Origin of the sequence: Salmonella sp. 32020114201800008SM, from assembly GCF_017572025.1 — a bacterium.
In the GTDB taxonomy this organism is placed as follows: domain Bacteria; phylum Pseudomonadota; class Gammaproteobacteria; order Enterobacterales; family Enterobacteriaceae; genus Salmonella; species Salmonella enterica.
In genome coordinates this window covers 333,653-355,267 of sequence record NZ_JAGEQM010000004.1, presented here as the reverse complement: position 1 = coordinate 355,267, position 21,615 = coordinate 333,653, and the positions used below count along the sequence as shown (strand labels likewise).

General features: G+C 52.9%; 20 protein-coding genes. 13 read left to right on the top strand and 7 right to left on the bottom strand.

Features of this window, described 5'->3' with window-relative positions; all coding sequences use genetic code 11:
* Nucleotides 1–52: 52 nt before the first annotated feature.
* Complete coding sequence (syd, locus tag J4613_RS13945; RefSeq protein WP_000343990.1) at nt 53–598, bottom strand: SecY-interacting protein; 546 nt, start codon at nt 596–598, stop codon at nt 53–55.
* Between the two features lie 68 nt (nt 599–666).
* Here syd and queF point away from each other — a divergent pair, with 68 nt between their 5' ends.
* The 5 genes from queF to xni all read left to right on the top strand — a co-directional run bounded on the left by queF (nt 667) and on the right by xni (nt 7,198).
* Nucleotides 667–1,515: an NADPH-dependent 7-cyano-7-deazaguanine reductase QueF gene (gene queF, locus J4613_RS13940; protein ID WP_000100474.1), complete on the top strand. Its 849-nt coding sequence runs from the start codon at nt 667–669 to the stop codon at nt 1,513–1,515.
* A gap of 112 nt (nt 1,516–1,627) precedes the next feature.
* Nucleotides 1,628–2,992: a nucleotide 5'-monophosphate nucleosidase PpnN gene (gene ppnN / locus J4613_RS13935; protein ID WP_000627973.1), complete on the top strand. Its 1,365-nt coding sequence runs from the start codon at nt 1,628–1,630 to the stop codon at nt 2,990–2,992.
* A gap of 564 nt (nt 2,993–3,556) precedes the next feature.
* Nucleotides 3,557–4,846: an HAAAP family serine/threonine permease SdaC gene (gene sdaC / locus J4613_RS13930; RefSeq protein ID WP_000450462.1), complete on the top strand. Its 1,290-nt coding sequence runs from the start codon at nt 3,557–3,559 to the stop codon at nt 4,844–4,846.
* Between the two features lie 58 nt (nt 4,847–4,904).
* On the top strand, nt 4,905–6,272 hold the full coding sequence (gene sdaB, locus J4613_RS13925; protein WP_000626384.1) for an L-serine ammonia-lyase II: 1,368 nt from the start codon (nt 4,905–4,907) through the stop codon (nt 6,270–6,272).
* Between the two features lie 170 nt (nt 6,273–6,442).
* Nucleotides 6,443–7,198 (top strand): flap endonuclease Xni, encoded by a 756-nt coding sequence (gene xni, locus J4613_RS13920; protein WP_198871402.1) that lies wholly within the window; start codon nt 6,443–6,445, stop codon nt 7,196–7,198.
* A 91-nt stretch (nt 7,199–7,289) separates the two neighbouring features.
* Here xni and fucO read toward each other — a convergent pair whose 3' ends face one another.
* Together fucO and fucA are read right to left on the bottom strand one after the other, a co-directional pair.
* Complete coding sequence (gene fucO, locus J4613_RS13915) at nt 7,290–8,438, bottom strand: lactaldehyde reductase (RefSeq protein WP_050067874.1); 1,149 nt, start codon at nt 8,436–8,438, stop codon at nt 7,290–7,292.
* 16 nt (nt 8,439–8,454) lie between these two features.
* Nucleotides 8,455–9,102: an L-fuculose-phosphate aldolase gene (gene fucA, locus J4613_RS13910; RefSeq protein WP_111742246.1), complete on the bottom strand. Its 648-nt coding sequence runs from the start codon at nt 9,100–9,102 to the stop codon at nt 8,455–8,457.
* Between the two features lie 555 nt (nt 9,103–9,657).
* Between fucA and fucP the strand changes: the two genes are divergently transcribed.
* The 5 genes from fucP (at nt 9,658) to fucR (ending at nt 15,492) form a co-directional block, all read left to right on the top strand.
* Entirely contained in the window at nt 9,658–10,974 is a 1,317-nt protein-coding gene (fucP, locus tag J4613_RS13905; protein ID WP_000528621.1) for an L-fucose:H+ symporter permease, read from the top strand.
* A gap of 31 nt (nt 10,975–11,005) precedes the next feature.
* A complete protein-coding gene (fucI, locus tag J4613_RS13900; protein WP_000724126.1) occupies nt 11,006–12,781 on the top strand; it encodes an L-fucose isomerase in 1,776 nt (591 codons plus the stop codon).
* A gap of 100 nt (nt 12,782–12,881) precedes the next feature.
* The gene (gene fucK, locus J4613_RS13895; protein WP_023205413.1) at nt 12,882–14,300 is read left to right on the top strand and encodes an L-fuculokinase; all 1,419 of its coding nucleotides are present in this window, start codon (nt 12,882–12,884) and stop codon (nt 14,298–14,300) included.
* A gap of 1 nt (nt 14,301) precedes the next feature.
* A complete protein-coding gene (fucU, locus tag J4613_RS13890; RefSeq protein WP_000920848.1) occupies nt 14,302–14,724 on the top strand; it encodes an L-fucose mutarotase in 423 nt (140 codons plus the stop codon).
* A gap of 57 nt (nt 14,725–14,781) precedes the next feature.
* Entirely contained in the window at nt 14,782–15,492 is a 711-nt protein-coding gene (fucR, locus tag J4613_RS13885) for an L-fucose operon activator (protein WP_000642330.1), read from the top strand.
* Nucleotides 15,493–15,550: 58 nt separating this feature from the next.
* Here fucR and rlmM read toward each other — a convergent pair whose 3' ends face one another.
* The 4 genes from rlmM to J4613_RS13865 all read right to left on the bottom strand — a co-directional run bounded on the left by rlmM (nt 15,551) and on the right by J4613_RS13865 (nt 18,549).
* Nucleotides 15,551–16,651 carry a 23S rRNA (cytidine(2498)-2'-O)-methyltransferase RlmM gene (gene rlmM / locus J4613_RS13880; RefSeq protein WP_001045494.1) on the bottom strand — a complete coding sequence of 367 codons (1,101 nt, stop codon included), beginning with the start codon at nt 16,649–16,651 and terminating at the stop codon, nt 15,551–15,553.
* Nucleotides 16,644–17,039, bottom strand: a complete 396-nt coding sequence (locus J4613_RS13875) for a DUF423 domain-containing protein (RefSeq protein WP_000203913.1) — start codon at nt 17,037–17,039, stop codon at nt 16,644–16,646. Before J4613_RS13875 ends, rlmM begins: the two co-directional genes overlap by 8 nt.
* 18 nt (nt 17,040–17,057) lie before the next feature.
* Nucleotides 17,058–17,975, bottom strand: coding sequence for a glycine cleavage system transcriptional regulator GcvA (gcvA, locus tag J4613_RS13870; RefSeq protein ID WP_000044409.1), 918 nt, complete (start codon nt 17,973–17,975; stop codon nt 17,058–17,060).
* Between the two features lie 346 nt (nt 17,976–18,321).
* A complete protein-coding gene (locus tag J4613_RS13865) occupies nt 18,322–18,549 on the bottom strand; it encodes a YgdI/YgdR family lipoprotein (RefSeq protein ID WP_000750393.1) in 228 nt (75 codons plus the stop codon).
* A 192-nt stretch (nt 18,550–18,741) separates the two neighbouring features.
* Between J4613_RS13865 and csdA the strand changes: the two genes are divergently transcribed.
* From csdA to rarD, 3 genes are all read left to right on the top strand, one after another.
* Entirely contained in the window at nt 18,742–19,947 is a 1,206-nt protein-coding gene (gene csdA, locus J4613_RS13860; RefSeq protein ID WP_111742245.1) for a cysteine desulfurase CsdA, read from the top strand.
* The gene (gene csdE, locus J4613_RS13855) at nt 19,947–20,390 is read left to right on the top strand and encodes a cysteine desulfurase sulfur acceptor subunit CsdE (protein ID WP_058107518.1); all 444 of its coding nucleotides are present in this window, start codon (nt 19,947–19,949) and stop codon (nt 20,388–20,390) included. Before csdA ends, csdE begins: the two co-directional genes overlap by 1 nt.
* A gap of 299 nt (nt 20,391–20,689) precedes the next feature.
* Nucleotides 20,690–21,577, top strand: coding sequence for an EamA family transporter RarD (gene rarD, locus J4613_RS13850; RefSeq protein WP_111742538.1), 888 nt, complete (start codon nt 20,690–20,692; stop codon nt 21,575–21,577).
* Nucleotides 21,578–21,615: the final 38 nt, after the last annotated feature.

The window sequence follows — 21,615 nt, the reverse complement described above, 5'->3', positions numbered from 1 at the left end:
CGATCTCCTACAGACTTTGTAAGAGATCTCTCACACCCGTTAGGGCAAACGATTACAGAAGAGGATTAAGTTGCGTAAGGAATTCCGCAAGCGTTGCGGCAAGAACGGTACGATTGCGGGTGCCCAGCGTTTCTTTAATCACCTCGCCGGACAGATTACAGACCGAAATGACCTCAAGCTCATTTTCCTGCGTCGCAATAAAAAGCGTGGGAGGAAGCTTGAGCCGCTTTTGCGTGACCAGGTGGCCTATCAGATTTTCCTGCACGCGCCGAAAGTCATCCTGACTCCAGGTTTGCAGTAGCGTAAGCTTTTCATCCGCAAACTGCGCGGGCATGTCGCCAGCAAACTGCGTGGTGTAAAACGCGTGGAGCGCAGGTTGTACCATAATATCAAAGGCGCGTTCAACCGCGTTTACATTTTCTTCGCCTTCAAAAGGCTGCGGCTGCCAGTAAACGGCATCGCGGGTTGAAGAAATAATGCACGGAGAAGGTACGCCATACAGTTCTTCGCTCAACGGCCAGCTACCGTGTTTTTCTTGCCACGCGTCGCAGTAACGCGTCGTAAAGGCTTTCAATGCCTGCGCTGTCAGTTCGTCCACCAGTTTCTCTCTTCATAAAAGCCAGGATACACTTGGCGCATAGTGTATCTGGTTTATGACGGTGAAACATGTCTTCTTATGAAAACCATCAGGCTCTTGATGGCCTGACTCTCGGAAAATCAACGGATTACCGGGACAATTATGACGTCAGCCTGCTGCAGGGCGTACCGCGCAGTTTGAATCGTGACCCGCTCGGATTAACAGCCGATAATTTGCCGTTCCACGGCGCGGATATCTGGACGTTGTATGAACTTTCCTGGCTTAACAGCCAGGGTCTTCCGCAGGTCGCCGTCGGGCATGTCGAACTGGATTACACCAGCGTTAATTTAATCGAATCCAAAAGCTTTAAACTGTATCTGAACAGCTTTAACCAGACGCGCTTTGACACCTGGGAGACGGTTCGCCAGACGCTGGAGCGCGATCTGCGCGCCTGCGCGCAGGGCAACGTTAGCGTGAGGCTTCATCGTCTTGATGAGCTGGAAGGACAGCCTGTCGCCCATTTCCACGGCACCTGTATTGACGATCAGGATATCAGTATCGACAATTACCAGTTTACTACCGACTATCTGCAACATGCGGTCAGCGGCGAGAAGCAAGTAGAAGAAACGCTGGTCAGTCATCTGTTGAAATCCAACTGCCTGATCACCCACCAGCCGGACTGGGGCTCGATACAAATTCAGTATCGCGGACGCAAAATCGACAGGGAAAAACTGCTGCGTTATCTGGTCTCCTTCCGTCACCATAATGAATTTCACGAGCAGTGCGTAGAGCGTATTTTCAATGACATTCTGCGCTTCTGCCAGCCGGAAACGTTAAGCGTTTATGCACGCTATACCCGCCGCGGCGGGCTGGACATTAATCCCTGGCGCAGCAATACCGATTTCGTGCCCGCCACGGGCAGGCTGGCGCGACAGTAATTTTTTTGTCAATTTTGCGTGCCGGATTGCGCATGTAAGGTTGTGAAAGGTCATCAGCCAGGGCTATTGTAATCAACAGGGAATGGCGTGTTGCGTCCCATAAGGAGTTTACTTGATTACACATATTAGCCCGCTTGGCTCAATGGATATGTTGTCGCAACTGGAAGTGGACATGCTGAAACGCACGGCCAGTAGCGACCTGTATCAACTGTTTCGTAACTGTTCACTTGCCGTTCTTAACTCCGGCAGCCTGACCGACAACAGCAAAGAGCTGCTGTCCCGCTTTGAAAATTTCGATATTAACGTACTGCGCCGCGAGCGCGGCGTGAAGCTGGAATTGATTAACCCGCCTGAAGACGCTTTTGTTGACGGGCGGATTATTCGTGCGCTACAGGCTAACCTGTTCGCGGTGCTGCGCGACATTCTCTTTGTGAATGGGCAGATCCACAATGCCGGCCGTTTCCAGCATCTGGATCTTGAAAGCTCAACACATATCACCAATCTGGTGTTCTCCATTTTGCGCAACGCCCGGGCGCTGCACGTCGGCGAAGCGCCAAACATGGTGGTATGCTGGGGCGGCCACTCAATTAACGAAAACGAGTACCTGTATGCCCGTCGCGTCGGCACGCAGTTGGGATTACGCGAGCTGAACATCTGCACCGGCTGCGGCCCTGGGGCGATGGAAGCCCCCATGAAGGGCGCGGCGGTCGGTCACGCGCAACAGCGTTATAAAGACAGCCGCTTTATCGGCATGACTGAACCTTCCATTATTGCGGCTGAACCGCCTAATCCGCTGGTGAACGAACTGATCATCATGCCGGATATTGAAAAACGCCTGGAAGCGTTCGTCCGTATCGCACACGGTATCATCATCTTCCCGGGCGGCGTGGGTACGGCGGAAGAGCTGCTTTATTTGCTGGGGATTCTGATGAATCCAGCCAATAAAAATCAGGTGCTGCCGCTGATCCTGACCGGACCAAAAGAGAGCGCCGATTACTTCCGCGTGCTGGATGAGTTTATTACCCATACGCTGGGCGAAGCGGCCCGCCGTCATTACCGCATCATCATTGATGATGCGGCGGAGGTAGCGCGGCTGATGAAGAAAGCGATGCCGCAAGTGAAAGAGAATCGCCGCGATACCGGCGACGCCTATAGTTTTAACTGGTCGATGCGTATTGCACCGGATCTGCAGGTGCCGTTTGAGCCGTCGCATGAGAATATGGCCAACCTGAAACTGTACCCGGATCAGCCGGTTGAGATTCTGGCGGCGGATCTGCGACGCGCCTTCTCCGGTATTGTCGCGGGGAACGTGAAGGAGGTCGGGATACGCGCCATTGAAGCTAATGGTCCGTATAAAATCCACGGCGATCGAGAGATGATGCGTCGCATGGACGATCTGCTGCAGGGATTCGTCGCGCAGCATCGTATGAAATTGCCAGGTTCCGCCTACATCCCCTGTTACGAGATCTGCGCTTAACGCTTATGCCCGGTTGCCGCCAGCAGCCGGGCGCTTCTCCCATTCCTTTCATTGCGGTACGGCAATTAACGCATGCCTTCATTTTTTATGATGATCATCAGAGGCATAGCCCGCATTGTTTTATAAACACCATTTATAATTCATCATAAATAGATTGCCAGGCAAACGTTTACTTCACTCCTCTTACCGTGATTTATCGGTTCAAACTCTTATTCTTCGCCAGAATTCACTAAAAACCTTGATTTTTATAGTCAAACCTCCGTATCTTGCGCCCCAATCTTTCCGGCCTTATATCGTTAATGGTAGCCTTCGCGCCCGGAAATTCGTTATGACGTTTTTTTAATAGATTAATGGTCCAAATTTATCCATGTAAGAAGCGGATTATTGCATTTGAGATCGGGATCACTGATAGATTCATCACTTAAATGTATCTTTCCGCCCGAAAATTATTACGGCGAAAAATTATATAAAAAGCGTCCCTAAGCAGATTTCATTTTACGATCAGGTCTTTTTTCATTGGATTAGACCAGCAACCTGATTTTTAGCATCCTCCAGGAGAAATAGATGGAAACCACTCAGACCAGCACTATTGCTTCGATTGACTCTCGAAGCGCATGGCGCAAAACGGATACCATGTGGATGCTGGGCCTTTACGGCACGGCTATCGGCGCGGGCGTTCTGTTCCTGCCGATCAACGCAGGCGTCGGCGGCATGATTCCGCTCATCATCATGGCGATTCTCGCTTTCCCGATGACCTTTTTCGCACACCGTGGTTTAACCCGCTTCGTGCTGTCCGGTAAAAATCCGGGTGAAGACATCACTGAAGTCGTTGAGGAACACTTCGGTATCGGCGCAGGTAAACTGATTACCCTGCTTTACTTCTTCGCGATTTACCCCATCCTGCTGGTTTACAGCGTGGCGATTACTAATACCGTGGAAAGCTTCCTGACCCACCAGTTAGCGATTAATCCGCCGCCGCGGGCGATTCTTTCCCTGATCCTGATTGTTGGCATGATGACCATCGTGCGCTTCGGCGAGCAAATGATCGTTAAGGCGATGAGTATCCTGGTATTCCCGTTCGTCGCTGCGCTGATGCTGCTGGCCTTGTACCTGATCCCGCAGTGGAACGGCGCGGCGCTGGAAACGCTGTCCTTTGATTCCGCCGCGTCCACCGGCAACGGCCTGTGGATGACGCTGTGGCTGGCGATTCCGGTGATGGTTTTCTCTTTCAACCACTCCCCGATCATCTCCTCCTTCGCGGTTGCGAAGCGTGAAGAGTACGGTGAAGGCGCAGAGAAGAAATGTTCTAAAATTCTGGCCTTCGCCCACATCATGATGGTGCTGACCGTGATGTTCTTCGTCTTCAGCTGCGTGCTGAGCCTGACGCCGGCAGATCTGGCAGCGGCAAAAGAGCAGAACATCTCTATTCTGTCTTACCTGGCGAACCACTTTAACGCGCCGATCATCGCCTGGATGGCGCCGATCATTGCGATGATTGCTATCACCAAATCTTTCCTCGGCCACTACCTGGGCGCGCGTGAAGGCTTTAACGGGATGGTGATTAAATCGCTGCGTGGTAAAGGTAAATCCATCGAAATCAACAAACTGAATAAAATTACCGCGCTGTTCATGCTGGTCACCACCTGGATTGTGGCGACGCTGAACCCCAGCATCCTGGGCATGATTGAAACCCTGGGCGGCCCGATCATCGCGATGATTCTGTTCCTGATGCCGATGTATGCCATCCAGAAAGTACCGGCAATGCGTAAGTACAGCGGTCATATCAGCAACGTATTCGTTGTGATTATGGGCCTGATTGCCATCTCCGCTATTTTCTACTCACTGTTCAGCTAAGTCCTTTAGCGCCGCTTACCGCGGCGCTTCTCTATGATACAACCGCAATGGATGCCCTATGATTAGCGTATTCGATATTTTTAAAATCGGCATTGGCCCTTCCAGTTCTCACACCGTCGGACCAATGAAAGCAGGCAAGCAGTTCACGGACGATCTGATTGCCCGCCATATCCTTACAGATGTCACCCGCGTCGTGGTGGATGTCTACGGCTCTCTGTCATTGACGGGCAAAGGCCACCACACTGATATCGCCATTATTATGGGCCTGGCGGGGAATCTGCCGGACACCGTCGATATCGACGCCATTCCGTCCTTTATCCAGGATGTGAACACCCATGGGCGTTTACTACTGGCCAATGGGCAGCATGAAGTCGAATTTCCGGTCGATAAGTGCATGAATTTCCACGCCGACAACCTGTCTCTGCATGAAAACGGGATGCGTATTACCGCGCTGGCGGGCGATAAGGTGCTCTACAGCCAAACCTACTACTCCATTGGCGGCGGCTTTATCGTCGATGAAGAGCACTTTGGTTTGACGAATAGCGAACCCGTTAACGTACCGTACCCTTACAAAACCGCCGCGGATTTACAGCGCCATTGCCAGGAGACGGGTCTGTCGCTCTCCGGTCTGATGATGCAAAACGAACTGGCTCTGCACAGTAAAGAAGCGCTGGAGCAGCACTTCGCCAGGGTCTGGGAGGTGATGCGCAGCGGTATTGAGCGCGGTATCACCACCGAGGGCGTATTGCCGGGCAAACTGCGCGTTCCGCGTCGCGCGGCGGCGCTGCGTCGGGTGCTGGTCAGTCAGGATAAGACCACCACCGATCCGATGGCGGTCGTCGACTGGATCAATATGTTCGCGCTGGCAGTGAACGAAGAGAATGCCGCAGGCGGACGAGTAGTCACTGCGCCGACTAACGGCGCATGTGGTATTGTGCCGGCGGTGCTGGCGTACTATGACAAGTTTATCCGCGAAGTAAATGCTAACTCACTTGCTCGCTATATGCTGGTCGCCAGCGCGATTGGCTCGCTGTATAAGATGAACGCCTCTATTTCCGGCGCCGAAGTGGGTTGTCAGGGAGAGGTCGGCGTGGCCTGTTCCATGGCGGCAGCGGGTCTGGCCGAGCTGCTGGGCGGTAGTCCGGCGCAGGTGTGTATCGCTGCAGAAATCGCCATGGAGCATAATCTGGGGTTAACTTGCGATCCGGTTGCCGGTCAGGTACAGGTTCCCTGCATTGAGCGTAACGCAATTGCTTCAGTCAAAGCGGTCAACGCCGCGCGTATGGCGCTGCGCCGTACCAGCGAACCGCGCGTATGCCTCGATAAAGTGATTGAGACCATGTACGAAACCGGTAAAGACATGAACGCTAAGTACCGCGAAACTTCGCGCGGCGGCCTGGCGATGAAGATCGTTACCTGCGATTAATTCTCAGCACATTTTAGGATCTGTAAGCCGGATAAGGCGCTCGCCGCCATCCGGCTTTTGTTGCCTGATGGCGCTTCGCTTATCAGGCCTACGGATAGCGCTATTTCGCAATGCTCGCCTCCCCCCGCCGTGAATGTTACCCTACGCGCAGGTTTGTAAGGGAGAACACCGTGGCTGCTCATCTGCTTATCGTCGACGCGCTCAATTTGATTCGCCGTATTCACGCCGTTCAGGGATCGCCCTGTGTGGAAACCTGCCAACACGCGCTCGATCAATTGATTATTCACAGCCAGCCAACCCATGCCGTAGCGGTATTTGATGACGACGCGCGCAGCAGCGGCTGGCGTCATCAGCGTTTGCCGGACTACAAAGCAGGACGTCCGCCGATGCCTAACGATTTACATAATGAAATGCCCGCCCTACGCGCCGCGTTTGAACAGCGCGGCGTACGCTGTTGGGCATCAGACGGTAACGAAGCGGACGATCTGGCGGCGACGCTGGCGCTAAAAGTTACCGAAGCCGGACACCAGGCAACCATTGTGTCAACCGATAAAGGCTATTGCCAGTTGCTCTCTCCGGGATTGCGCATTCGCGACTACTTCCAGAAACGCTGGCTGGACGCGCCGTTTATTGAAAAAGAGTTTGGCGTACTTCCCCGGCAGTTGCCGGATTACTGGGGTCTGGCAGGAATCAGTAGTTCGAAAGTCCCCGGCGTTGCCGGTATCGGCCCCAAAAGCGCGACCCAGCTGTTGATTCAGTTTCAAAATCTGGAGAGAATTTACGCCCATCTGGACGAGGTGCCGGAAAAGTGGCGCAAAAAGCTTGAGACGCATAGAGAAATGGCATTTCTCTGCCGCGATATTGCACGTCTGCAAACCGATTTACATATCGACGGAAACTTACAGCAGCTACGGCTGGCGCGGTAGTTTTGTTGCCGGATGGCGGCGTGAACGCCTTATCCTGCCTACAGGACTGCACGAAATGTAGAGCGGATAAGCGCAGCGCCATCCGGCAAAATTACCAGGCGATATGATACAGTTCGACAATGTCCGCCAGACTCGCTTCACGCGGATTGCCGCCCGTACAGACATCATCGAACGCCGCCTGCGCCAGCGCCGGGATATCCTCTTTTCGAACGCCGACATCACGCAAATGCAGCGGAATTCCCACATCGCGATTTAGCGTAAATACGGCTTCCACTGCGGCATTACGCGCCTCTTCAAGGCTCAATCCTTCTACCTTCACCCCCATCGCCCGGGCGATATCACGGAATTTCTCGTTGGTATACCCGGCATTAAAACGCATCACATGCGGAAGCAAAATAGCATTCGCGACGCCGTGCGGCGTGTTGTAAAACGCGCCCAGCGGATGCGCCATCCCATGCACCAGCCCCAGCCCCACATTGGAAAACCCCATCCCGGCAACGTATTGCCCCAGCGCCATCGCCTCACCGGCCTCTTTTTCTCCGGCTACGGCGCCGCGCAGCGCGCCAGCAATAATCTCAATGGCTTTGATATGTAATGCATCCGTCAGCGCCCATGCGGCCCGGGTAATATAGCCTTCAATAGCATGGGTTAGCGCATCCACGCCCGTTGCCGCTTTCAGCGCGGGCGGCATACCGTCCATCATATCGGCATCGATAAATGCCGCCTGCGGAATATCATGCGGATCGACACAAACGAATTTGCGCCGTTTCTCTTCATCGGTAATCACATAATTGATAGTGACTTCCGCCGCGGTTCCCGCCGTTGTCGGGATCGCCATAATCGGCACGCTGGGTTTACGGGTCGGCGATAGCCCTTCCAGACTGCGCACATCGGCAAATTCCGGATTGTTACTGATAATACCGATCGCTTTGCAGGTATCCTGCGGAGAACCGCCGCCAATGGCGATGAGATAGTCCGCGCCGCTTTGGGTAAAGACCTTAAGCCCTTCCTGGACAACGGAAATCGTAGGATTAGGGATCACGCCCGCATAGATCTCCCACGCCAGCCCTGCGGCATCCATTCTGCTTGTCACTTTATCGACCACACCGCATTGCACCAGCGTTTTATCGGTAACAATCAGCGCTTTATGATAACCGCGGCGCGTCACCTCATCGGTTAATGCGTCCACCGCTCCCCGGCCAAACCATGCCGTTTCATTCAGAATCATTCTGTTCGCCATCGCCTGTCTCCTGACATCACTCTTCAATACGTAATCCGTAAGTTTTAAATTTCTCCAGTACGATAGCGATCGCCTCGTCATCCAGTACCGGTACCGGATCGACAATGGCCAGCGTACTTAAATAGAGCTGCGCCAGCACTTCCACTTCATGCGCCAGCCACAACGCTTTGTCTAAATCTTCTTCACAAGCGATAAGCCCGTGATGCTGTAACAGCGTCGCTTTACGATTTTTAAGCGCCACGGCAACATGGTCAGAAAGTTCGCGGGTGCCAAAAGTGGCGTAGGGCGCGCAGGGAATAGAGTTTCCTCCTGCGGCGGCAATCATGTAGTGAATCGCCGGAATCGGGCGATTCAGGATCGAGACTGCCGTACAATGGACAGCGTGGTTATGTACCACGGCATTGGCGTCAGGGCGCGTCTGGTATGCCGCCATATGAAAACGCCACTCGCTGGAAGGCAGCTTGCCCTGCTCATGCTGACCGTCAGCATCAATAAAGACAATGTGCGACTCTGTCAGCTTCTCGTAGGGGATCCCCGTCGGCGTAATCAGCAATCCGCCCTGATAACGTACGCTCACGTTACCTGCCGTCCCCTGATTTAACCCTAACCGCGTCATTTCCAGACAGGTATCAATAATCTGCCGCGCCAGTCTATTTCGTTCCATTATTTACCTCTCTCTGTGATTCAAAATGAGACAACAAAACCGCCTTTCGCATCGCGCTGCTGTCCTGTTGAAATAATCGAATAGTTAGCAACTATCATCATACTGAATAAAGAGAAGGGAATTTAAATAACGATATTTTGTGATTCACATCAATTAATTCGCCACGATAAACCAGACGACTACCGTTTCTCTCGCCGATAAATGCCCGCTCTTAATAATATTTTTTAAAACGGGCAAAAATGAAGAATAAGCTACTACTGCCCGTTTTCGTGGCAATAATTTAATTCGGGCATTCAGTCTGTGGTTTTTTAAATTAAACATCTCAAACGGTCATTTTTTTATGAAAATTAAAGTGATGATAATCACAGAACGCTCTGCTCTCAGGTATAAATGTGACCGCCATCATATTAAAAGGCCTTTTTTATTTGAAAATGAATCCATGAGTTCATTCCGGACGCCAATTTATTACCGGTAAGAAAAGCGAACTCACCTAATTTTACGGTCTGGTGACCAGAACCGACCGCACGCAAAAGCTTCTGAACCGATGAGGATGCTATGGGAAACACAACAATACAAACACAGAGTTTTCGTGCTGTGGATGCAGAGCAAAGCAAAAGCAAGCGCTACATTATTCCATTCGCCTTACTTTGCTCGCTATTTTTTCTGTGGGCCGTCGCCAATAATCTGAATGACATTTTATTACCGCAGTTTCAACAAGCTTTTACGCTAACTAACTTCCAGGCCGGACTTATTCAGTCAGCCTTTTATTTCGGTTATTTCGTCATTCCAATTCCTGCTGGGATTTTGATGAAAAAACTCAGTTATAAAGCAGGGATTATCACTGGACTTTTTTTGTATGCTTTTGGCGCCGCATTATTCTGGCCTGCCGCCGAGATAATGAATTACACATTATTTTTAATTGGCCTGTTTATCATCGCCGCCGGTTTAGGCTGCCTTGAAACTGCGGCCAATCCTTTTGTGACGGTATTAGGTCCAGAAAGCGGCGGACATTTCCGGCTTAATCTGGCGCAAACTTTTAACTCCTTTGGCGCTATTATCGCCGTTGTGTTTGGGCAAAGCCTTATTTTGTCTAACGTGCCGCATCAATCACAAGAAGCGCTTGATAAAATGACGCCGGATCAGCTTAGCGCCTATAAACACAGCCTGGTGTTATCGGTACAAACGCCATACATGATTATCGTCGCCATCGTATTAGTAGTTGCGCTGCTGATTATGCTGACCAAATTTCCGGCCCTGCAAAGTGACGATCATAGCGATGCTAAACAAAGCTCTTTCTTATCTTCTCTCTCCCGACTCATCCGTATCCGCCACTGGCGCTGGGCGGTGCTGGCGCAGTTCTGCTACGTGGGGGCGCAAACCGCCTGCTGGAGCTATCTGATCCGCTACGCCATTGAGGAGATCCCTGGAATGACGCCCGGTTTCGCCGCCAACTACCTGACCGGCACGATGGTGTGCTTCTTTATCGGCCGTTTCACCGGGACCTGGCTTATCAGCCGCTTCGCGCCGCATAAAGTGCTGGCCGCCTATGCCCTGCTTGCCATGCTCCTGTGTCTGATTTCCGCCTTTAGCGGCGGACATATCGGCCTGCTGGCGCTGACGTTGTGTAGCGCATTTATGTCAATCCAGTACCCGACCATCTTCTCGTTGGGTATCAAAAATCTGGGACAGGACACTAAGTACGGCTCGTCTTTTATCGTCATGACCATCATTGGCGGCGGTATTGTCACGCCAGTAATGGGCTTCGTTAGCGACGCCGCAGGCAAAATCCCGACCGCCGAACTGGTTCCGGCATTGTGCTTTGCCGTCATCTTCATTTTTGCCCGTTTCCGTTCACAAGCGGCGACAAACTGAACATTTATCCGAATAACGTGAGGAATCTGTCATGAAAAAAATCAGCTTACCGAAAATCGGTATCCGCCCGGTGATTGATGGACGTCGTATGGGCGTACGCGAGTCGCTCGAAGAGCAAACCATGAACATGGCGAAAGCGACGGCGGCGCTCATCACCGAGAAAATCCGCCACGCCTGTGGGGCACAGGTGGAGTGCGTCATTGCGGATACCTGTATTGCCGGAATGGCGGAATCCGCCGCCTGTGAAGAAAAATTCAGTAGCCAGAACGTGGGCGTGACCATTACCGTTACGCCGTGCTGGTGCTATGGCAGCGAAACCATTGATATGGACCCGATGCGTCCAAAAGCCATCTGGGGCTTTAACGGCACAGAGCGTCCCGGGGCGGTTTACCTTGCCGCGGCGCTGGCGGCGCACAGCCAGAAAGGCATTCCAGCGTTCTCCATTTATGGCCATGACGTGCAGGATGCCGACGATACCTCCATTCCTGCCGACGTCGAAGAAAAACTGCTGCGTTTTGCGCGGGCAGGGTTAGCGGTAGCCAGCATGAAAGGCAAAAGCTACCTCTCCGTCGGCGGCGTGTCGATGGGGATCGCGGGTTCCATTGTCGATCATAACTTCTTTGAATCCTGGCTGGGCATGAAGGTGCAAGCGGTAGATATGACCGAACTGCGCCGCCGTATCGATCAAAAAATTTATGATGAGGCCGAACTGGAGATGGCGCTGGCGTGGGCGGATAAAAACTTCCGCTACGGCGAAGATCAGAACGCCTCACAGTATAAGCGCAATGAAGCCCAGAACCGCGCGGTGCTAAAAGAGAGCCTGCTGATGGCGATGTGTATTCGCGACATGATGCAGGGCAACAAGACGCTGGCGGACAAAGGGTTAGTTGAAGAATCGCTGGGCTACAACGCTATTGCCGCCGGCTTCCAGGGCCAGCGCCACTGGACCGATCAATACCCGAACGGCGATACCGCCGAAGCGCTGCTCAATAGCTCTTTTGACTGGAACGGCGTACGCGAACCGTTTGTCGTCGCCACCGAAAATGACAGTCTGAACGGAGTAGCGATGCTGTTTGGCCATCAACTCACCGGTACCGCGCAGATATTCGCCGACGTGCGAACTTACTGGTCGCCGGAAGCCGTAGAACGCGTCACCGGCCAGGCGCTCAGCGGCCTGGCGGAACACGGCATTATTCACCTGATTAACTCCGGTTCTGCCGCGCTGGACGGTGCCTGTAAACAGCGCGACAGCGAAGGCAAGCCGACCATGAAACCGCACTGGGAAATCAGCCAACAAGAGGCGGATGCGTGTCTGGCGGCCACTGAATGGTGCCCGGCAATTCACGAATACTTCCGCGGCGGCGGCTACTCATCCCGTTTTCTGACCGAAGGCGGCGTGCCATTCACCATGACCCGCGTGAATATCATCAAAGGCCTGGGACCAGTACTGCAAATCGCCGAGGGGTGGAGCGTCGAACTGCCGAAAGCGATGCACGATCAGCTTGATGCCCGCACCAACTCTACCTGGCCTACTACCTGGTTTGCGCCGCGTCTTACCGGCAAAGGCCCGTTTACCGATGTCTATTCGGTGATGGCGAACTGGGGCGCTAACCACGGCGTACTCACCATCGGCCATGTAGGGGCGGATTTTATTACTCTCGCCGCAATGCTGCGTATCCCGGTATGTATGCACAACGTGGAGGAGGCGAAGATCTACCGTCCTTCCGCCTGGGCGGCTCACGGTATGGATATCGAAGGCCAGGATTATCGCGCCTGCCAGAATTATGGCCCGCTGTATAAACGTTAATGCGGCTTAGCCCGGTGGCGCAGGCTTACCGGGCCTACGGGCGCGTGAACCGTAGGCCGGATAAGCGTAGCGCCATCGGGCGGCGTTTATGGAGTTATCTATGAAACAAGACGTTATTCTGGTTCTCGACTGCGGTGCGACTAACGTTCGGGCGATCGCCGTTGATCGCCAGGGGAAAATTGTCGCCCGCGCCTCAACCGCTAACGCCAGCGACATTGCCGCAGAAAATAGCGCCTGGCATCAGTGGTCGCTGGACGCCATCCTGCAACGTTTCGCCGACTGCTGCAGGTCACTCTCCAGCGCCCTGTCGGAGTGTGTTGTTCGCGGTATTACGGTGACTACGTTCGGCGTCGATGGCGCGCTGGTCGATGCGCAGGGTAAGCTGCTCTACCCGGTCATCAGTTGGAAATGCCCGCGAACCGCCGCCGTGATGGAAACGATTGGGCGCTTTATCTCGCCCCGGCAATTGCAGACGCTCTCCGGCGTCGGCGCGTTCAGCTTTAACACGCTGTATAAACTGGTCTGGCTTAAAGAGAATCATCCGCGCCTGCTGGAACAAGCTCACTGCTGGCTGTTTATCTCGTCGCTGATTAACCACCGTCTGACCGGCGAGTTTACGACCGATATCACTATGGCAGGCACCAGCCAGCTACTGGATATCCATCAGCGCGACTTTAGTCCGGAAATCCTGCAGGCGACGGGCCTGGCGCGCCGCCTGTTCCCGCGTATCGTGGAAGCGGGCGCCCCGATAGGCACGCTACAGACAGACGCGGCCAGGCTACTCGGTCTCCCGGCGGGTGTGCCGGTGATCTCTGCCGGACACGATACTCAGTTCGCGTTATTCGGCGCTGGCGCGCAGCAAGGTGAACCGGTGCTCTCCTCCGGAACATGGGAGATTCTGATGGTGCGCAGCGGTCAGGTGGATACCTCGCTGCTCAGTCAGTATCCGGGCTCGACCTGTGAACTGGACAGTCAGTCGGGGCTTTATAACCCCGGAATGCAGTGGCTGGCCTCCGGTGTACTCGAATGGGTACGAAAACTGCTGTGGACGCCGGAAACGCCATGGCAAACGCTGATCGACGAAGCGCGCGCTATTCCCGCTGGCGCGGAAGGCGTACGGATGCAGTGCGATCTGCTCGCCTGCCAAAATGCAGGCTGGCAGGGCGTGACGCTCAATACCACCCGCGGCCATTTCTATCGCGCCGCGCTGGAAGGCCTGACGGCGCAACTTCAGCGTAATCTGCGCACGCTGGAGAAAATCGGTCATTTTAACGCCACAGAACTGTTACTGGTTGGCGGCGGCAGTCGCAACGCTTTGTGGAATCAAATTAAAGCGAATCAGCTTGCTCTCCCTATCAAGGTGCTGGACGACGCGGAAACCACCGTGGCCGGCGCTGCCATGTTTGGCTGGTACGGCGTAGGCGAATTTAGTAGCCCGGAGCAGGCGCGTGCGCAGGTCAATTATCAGTATCGCTATTTCTGGCCGCAAACCGAACCTGAAATTATTGAGGGAGTATGAAATGCTAAAAACCATTTCACCGTTAATTTCCCCGACACTGCTCAAAGTGCTGGCCGAGATGGGCCACGGGGACGAAATCATTTTTTCCGACGCTCACTTTCCCGCGCATAGCCTGGGCCCGCAGGTGATTCGCGCCGATGGTCTTAGCGTCAGCGATCTACTGCGGGCAATTATTCCGCTCTTTGAGCTGGATAGCTACGCCCCGCCGCTGGTGATGATGGCCGCCGTGGAAGGCGACACGCTCGATCCCAGCGTTGAAGCGCGCTATCGCGATGCCTTGTCATTAGAAGCGCCGTGCCCGGATATCGTTCGTATCGACCGCTATGCGTTTTATGAGCGGGCGCAAAAAGCGTTTGCGATCGTTATCACAGGAGAGTGCGCGAAGTACGGAAATATTCTTTTAAAAAAAGGGGTAACGCCGTAATCTCTTGCCGGTGCGCCCGCATGACGCGGGCGTTCATCGAATGATGGGGTGAGAAAAATGAAAGCGGCACGCCAACAAGCGATAGTCGATCTGCTGATCAATCATAAAAGTCTGACCACCGAAGCGCTGGCCACCCGGCTTAACGTCAGTAAAGAGACCATCCGCCGCGATCTCAGTGAACTACAGACGCAGGGAAAAGTGCTGCGTAATCACGGACGAGCTAAATATATTCATCGTGAAAATCAGGACAGCGGCGATCCATTCCATATCCGCCTGAAAAGCCATTATGCGCACAAAGCCGATATTGCCCGTGAAGCGTTAGCGTGGATAGAAGAAGGAATGACGATTGCGCTGGATGCCAGTTCAACCTGCTGGTATCTGGCCCGCCAGTTGCCGGATATTCCCATTCAGGTTTTTACCAATAGCCATCCTATCTGTCAGGAGCTGGGAAAACGCGAACGCATTGCGCTGATAAGTTCCGGCGGCCAGCTTGAACGTAAATATGGCTGTTATGTTAATCCGTCGCTTATCTCACAGCTAAAATCGCTTGATATCGATCTGTTCATCTTTTCCTGTGAGGGAATCGACGGCGGCGGCGATCTGTGGGACTCCAATGCGATCAACGCCGATTTTAAATCTATCCTGCTCAGGCGCGCCTCGCAGTCTTTATTATTGATTGATAAAAGTAAATTTAATCGTTCAGGAGAGGCGCGCATCGGGCATCTGGATGATGTGACGCATATTGTTTCAGATGCGCCGCAGTCATAGGCCGGACAAGCGTGCGCCATCCGGCGCTGATGACGCGCCGGATGACGGCAGCGCGTTTTTATCGCTCGTCGCGACGCCCGCCAACAGCCGCCCACAACCGACGCACGTGTACCGTCACTTCTTCGCGATCGTGATAAAGCTGACGCGCCTGGATCTGCGCATTAACGCCATGCTCATCCAACTGCGCCTGAAGATACGCCAGGTTATGCGACACCTCTTCATAGCGTTTTTTCATCGGCAGTTTAAGGTTAAAAATCGTCTCCCGACACCAGCCGTTCACCAGCCACTGCGCCATTAACGCGGTGACTTTGGCCGGCTTCTCCACCATATCGCAGACCATCCATGAAATATTATTCCGGTTCGGACGGTACCTGAAGCCATCCTCACGCAACCAGGTCACCTGCCCGGTGTCCATCAGGCTTTGCGCCATCGGGCCGTTATCTACGGAGTAAACCCACATATTGCGCTTCACTAACTGGTACGTCCATCCGCCGGGACAGGCGCCCAAATCCACCGCATACATGCCGTTCGCCAGACGTTCATCCCACTCATCTTCCGGGATGAAAACGTGGAGCGCCTCTTCCAGTTTCAGCGTTGAGCGGCTCGGCGCATCAGACGGAAACTTCAAACGCGGGATGCCCATATAAAACGGTGAATTGTTATGCGCGAACGAATAACCGGTATAGCAGCATCCTGGCGCGATAAAAAAGACATGAACGACCGGACGCTTCGGCGTTTCATAATTCGTCAATACGCCCGCATCACGCAAAGCCGCGCGCAGCGGCACCGTAAATTTGCGGCAGAACTTCATCAGTTCTTTACTTTCATTGGTGTCGGCGACTTCAACCCGCAGCTCGCCGCCCTTTTCCACTACGCCCTGCAACATGCCGACAATCGGCGTGATTCTGTCTTCCGGCGGTAAATGTTGCAGCAGTTCACCCACCACAAACCACTGGCGGGCGAAAATCAACGAACTGAACGGCAGTTCTGAAATCAGCTTTTCGCCATCTTCCGGCTGATAGCATTCATAAATGACATAGCCTGCGTTCTCTTTTACGCGTGCAAAACCAAATATTTCCCGTTTTCCCGCTTTATCGGTAATTTCTGCAGCGCACTCTTTTTCAAACCCCGGACGGCAGAGCAAGACAACTTTATTCATGGCTCGCGCCCTTACGTTTCATACGAATGGCGCCAATCAGCAATAGCGCCCAGCCCACCAGGAAACTGACGCCGCCGACAGGCGTGATATACGCCCACAGGCGCAGATGCGAAAGCGCAAGGCAGTACAGACTGCCGCTAAACAGCACCGTGCCCAGCGCCAGAAAAACGCTGCTCCAGTAAAACCAGATGCTGATACGGCGCTGCATCGCCACCGCCAGGCCAAAGATCGCCAGCGTATGGAACGCCTGATATTGCAGGCCGGTCTGAATCCAGCCCATTTCAACCACGCCCAGGGTTTTACTCAAAACATGCGCCCCGAACGCGCCCAGAGCAACGTAAATAAAACCGCTGATAGCGGCGACAATCAGCATAAAACGGCTGGTCATGGTCATACCCTAAGTTAATTATTGTTCGTAACGAAAACGGAATTTTTCTTGCTCCGTCGCCGCCTTCGCCAAAATCCACTGACGGAAGGCGGCTATTTTACCCAGTTCTGCCTGGCTGTCATGACAAACCAGATAAAAAGCATTCTTACTCACCAGAACATCGTTAAATGGACACACCAGTCGCCCGGCTTCAATTTCCGACTGCGCCATAACATTATTCGCCAGCGCGATCCCCTGTCCGTGAATAGCGGCCTGTAGCACCATCGCGCTGTGGCTAAATATCGGCCCTTGCTGAACGTTAATATGGTTGAGCCCTAACTGACGAGTATAGGCCTGCCAGTCACGCCGGGAGGCATCGTGCAATAACGTGTGTTTCGCCAGATCTTCCGGCGTTTTTAACGGTTTTTCGCCTGTGAGTAATAAAGGAGAACAGACGGGCAGTAAATATTCTGCGTATAATTTTTCGACGCGCAAGCCCGGCCAGTTTCCCCGGCCATAAAAAATCGCGACATCGACATCGTCTGCCAGTTTATCTTCCTGACGGTCAACGGCTTGTATCCGAACGTCAATTCCCGGATAAGCTGAGTTAAAGCTGGAGAGCCTGGGCACCAGCCATTGGATGGCAAAACTGGGCGGTAAACTCACCGTCAGCGCCCCTTTGGCACTGCGCGCCTGGAGCTTACGCGTTGCTTCCGTGAGCTGGGAAAATATCTCTTTAATGTCGAGAAAATAGCTTTGGCCTTCTTCCGTCAGCAACAGCGAACGATTGCGGCGGCGGAACAGTTTTAGCCCCAAAAAATCCTCAAGTGACTTAATTTGGTGGCTTACTGCGGCCTGCGTCACAAAAAGTTCTTCCGCTGCTCGCGTAAAGCTCAAATGGCGCGCGGCAGCATCAAAAACGCGTAACGCATTTAAAGGAGGTAATCGTTTTGACATGGCCTCTGGACTTAATGTCGAATGAATTTAACAAATAGGTAACAACATGTAACCTATTAGTTTTTTTAATCTGAGACATTATAAATTGTCCGTTGAGGTTCTACCAGCAAATACCTATAGTGGCGGCACTTCCTGAGCCGGAACGAAAAGTTTTATCGGAATGCGTGTTCTGATGGGCTTTTGGCTTACGGTTGTGATGTTGTGTTGTTGTGTTTGCAATTGGTCTGCGATTCAGACCACGGTAGCGAGACTACCCTTTTTCACTTCCTGTACATTTACCCTGTCTGTCCATAGTGATTAATGTAGCACCGCCATATTGCGGTGCTTTTTTTTGTATAACAAACGGTTAGTTTTCCAGAGCCACCATCTCTTTCACGTCAGTACGATTGATCTGCTGTTTGTTGCCATTAGCGTCTTTATACGAAATCATACCGGTATCGTTATCGGTCTGGGGTTTACCGTCGGTCACAATGCTACGTCCATCATTGGTGTGCATAACGTAATTAGGACCGGAACAGGCGCTCAGGGCAAAAGTCAGCATACATGCAGAGATAATTGCGGCAGTCTTTTTCATCTTCTTCTCCTTAAAGCTGTTTGTGCTATTTAAAGCGGACTCCGTAACAGGCTTAAACATTCGCCTAACATTATTCAGCATAACCTCCTTTACATAATTCGCCAGGATATACAGACGATTCCGATGGTTAGGACAAACCTTGTATCAGCCGCGCTTTTACGCCACGATCGGTAAACTGAACCGAGGAATATCATGAACGCTTTTAATCCCACGCAGTTTCGCGCGCAGTTTCCCGCGCTAGCCGATGCGGGTGTTTATCTCGATAGCGCCGCCACGGCATTAAAGCCACAGGCAGTCATTGACGCCACGCACCAGTTTTATTGTTTGAGCGCCGGTAACGTTCATCGTAGCCAGTTTGCGCAGGCGCAGAGCCTGACGGCGCAATATGAAGCGGCCAGAGCAAAAGCAGCGCGGCTGTTAAACGCGCCCGATGAAAAAAGTATCGTCTGGACACGCGGCACCACCGAAGCGATCAACATGGTGGCGCAGTGTTACGCCCGTCCTCGTCTGCGCCCCGGCGATGAAATTATCGTTAGCGTCGCCGAGCATCACGCCAACCTTGTGCCCTGGCTGATGGTGGCGCAACAAACCGGCGCGCAGGTCATAAAACTGCCGCTTAATGACCGGCGTCTTCCTGATGTTGAGCGTCTGCCGGAACTGATCACGTCGCGCAGCCGCATTCTGGCGCTGGGGCAAATGTCGAACGTAACGGGCGGCTGCCCGGATCTCGCAAGCGCTATCAGCACCGCTCACGCAGCGGGAATGGTCGTGATGGTAGATGGCGCGCAAGGCGCGGTACACTTCCCGGCGGATGTTCAGCAGCTTGATATCGATTTTTATGCTTTTTCCGCTCACAAACTGTATGGCCCGACCGGTATCGGCGTGCTGTACGGTAAGCCGGAGCTTCTTGAGGCGATGTCGCCCTGGCTCGGCGGCGGCAAGATGATCCGTGACGTTAGCTTTGAAGGCTTCACCACTCAAAGCGCTCCCTGGAAGCTGGAAGCGGGGACGCCGAACGTCGCCGGGGTCATCGGCCTGAGCGCTGCGCTGGAATGGCTGTCCGATATCGATATTGAACAGGCCGAAAACTGGAGCCGGGGGCTGGCAACGCTGGCGGAAGACGCACTGGCGAAACGCCCGGGCTTTCGTTCGTTCCGCTGCCAGGACTCCAGCCTTCTGGCCTTTGATTTTGTCGGCGTGCACCACGGCGATATGGTGACACTGCTGGCGGAATACGGTATTGCGCTCCGGGCCGGGCAACATTGCGCCCAGCCATTGCTGGCGGAACTTGGCGTCACAGGGACTCTGCGCGCCTCTTTTGCGCCGTATAATACCCAACATGATGTGGATGCGTTGGTTAACGCCGTTGACCGCGCGCTGGAACTGCTGGTGGATTAATGACAAACCCTCTTTATACCGGACACCCGTTCGGCACAACGGTAACGGAAGAGACGTTACGCGCTATCTTTCTCCCGCTGACCCAGTGGGAGGATAAATATCGTCAGTTGATTCTGTTAGGAAAACAGCTCCCCGCTCTGCCGGATGAATGCAAAGCGCAGGCGATGGAGATAGCCGGCTGCGAGAACCGCGTCTGGCTGGGCTTTACCCGATCAGATAACGGAACGATGCACTTTTTCGGCGACAGTGAGGGGCGGATTGTCCGCGGCCTGCTGGCGGTATTGCTCACCGCGGTGGAAGGAAAAAACGCCGCCGAGTTGCAGGCTCGTTCACCGCTGGCGCTGTTTGACGAGCTGGGTTTACGCGCCCAGCTTAGCGCCTCACGTAGTCAGGGGCTGAACGCGCTGAGCGAAGCGATTGTTGCCGCAACGCATAAGGGTTGAAATAGCGTAAATATTCTGTCGCCTGACAGCGCCGCCCGCGGCGGTCAGGCGATGCAGATAAAATAATCCAGTCACTTTATTAGTTTCGGCGTCAGATTTCCCTGATAAGCATTCTTTTGATTTTTATCAGCTATCACAATGAAATTACAATGTTAGAATCCATGTTAAAACGGCGTGAAGATTTTAGAGTAAATAAAGCCACTCGATGTAGCGTAGCAGGTGAACTGGAAAATTCATACGCATCGGGTGAAGTTATAACAGGATATGGATAAGTGGAAAAATATCTGCGTAGCGGTACCATGTTTGTGGTACTGGCATTTATATTATGGGGGTTAACACCTTTATATTATCAATATTTATCAGGGGGAAATCTCGCACAAATATTGATATACCGGGTATTCTGGTCAATTCCATTATTACTGGCAGTAAGGTTCTTATTTCGGCAGCGAACGCGATTTCATGATGTCTGGAAAGATAAAAAATCCTTTTTCTTCTGCATGATCGCCGGACTTTTGATGATTGTATCATGGTCATCTTTTATTTATGCGCTAACCCATCATCTGGTGCTTGATGCCAGCCTCGGCTATTTTATCAACCCGCTATTTGTTATTGCGCTGGGATGCATTTTTCTTAAAGAAAAACTGTCGTTGTTTCAGGCCATCGCCGTTTTTTCTGGTGTCTGTGGCCTGACTTTTCAAATTATCATGTTACGGCATTTCCCGGCGCTGGCGCTAACCATGGGATTATCATTTGCGCTATATGGCCTGGCGCGAAAGTTTATACATTATGATGTGATGACATCGATAACGATTGAAACATTATGGGCATTGCCTGTCTCACTATTAATTTTTCTCTTTAGCGATACCGGACCACTTATATCCGCTAATACTCCTTTCTTTTTGTATGTCATGACGGCGCCAGTGACGATCATTCCACTGGTATTATTTGCCATCGCGTTAAATCACACCTCGTTGATTGTCACCGGACTGGCGCAATATATAGAGCCGTCTTTACAGTTCTTACTTGCCATTATGATATTTGGCGAGCACATTAATTACGCGGAATTGCTCTGCTTTTGTGCGGTATGGTTCGGGTTGTTTTTATGCATATCTGAAAATTTATATTCCCATTATCTCCGCGCCCGTCTGAAACCGGTGTTCGGCAGGGTACAGCGCTTCTTTCGCTAACGAAGGGCGCAGGGCCGGATACGCGTCTGCGTGACACT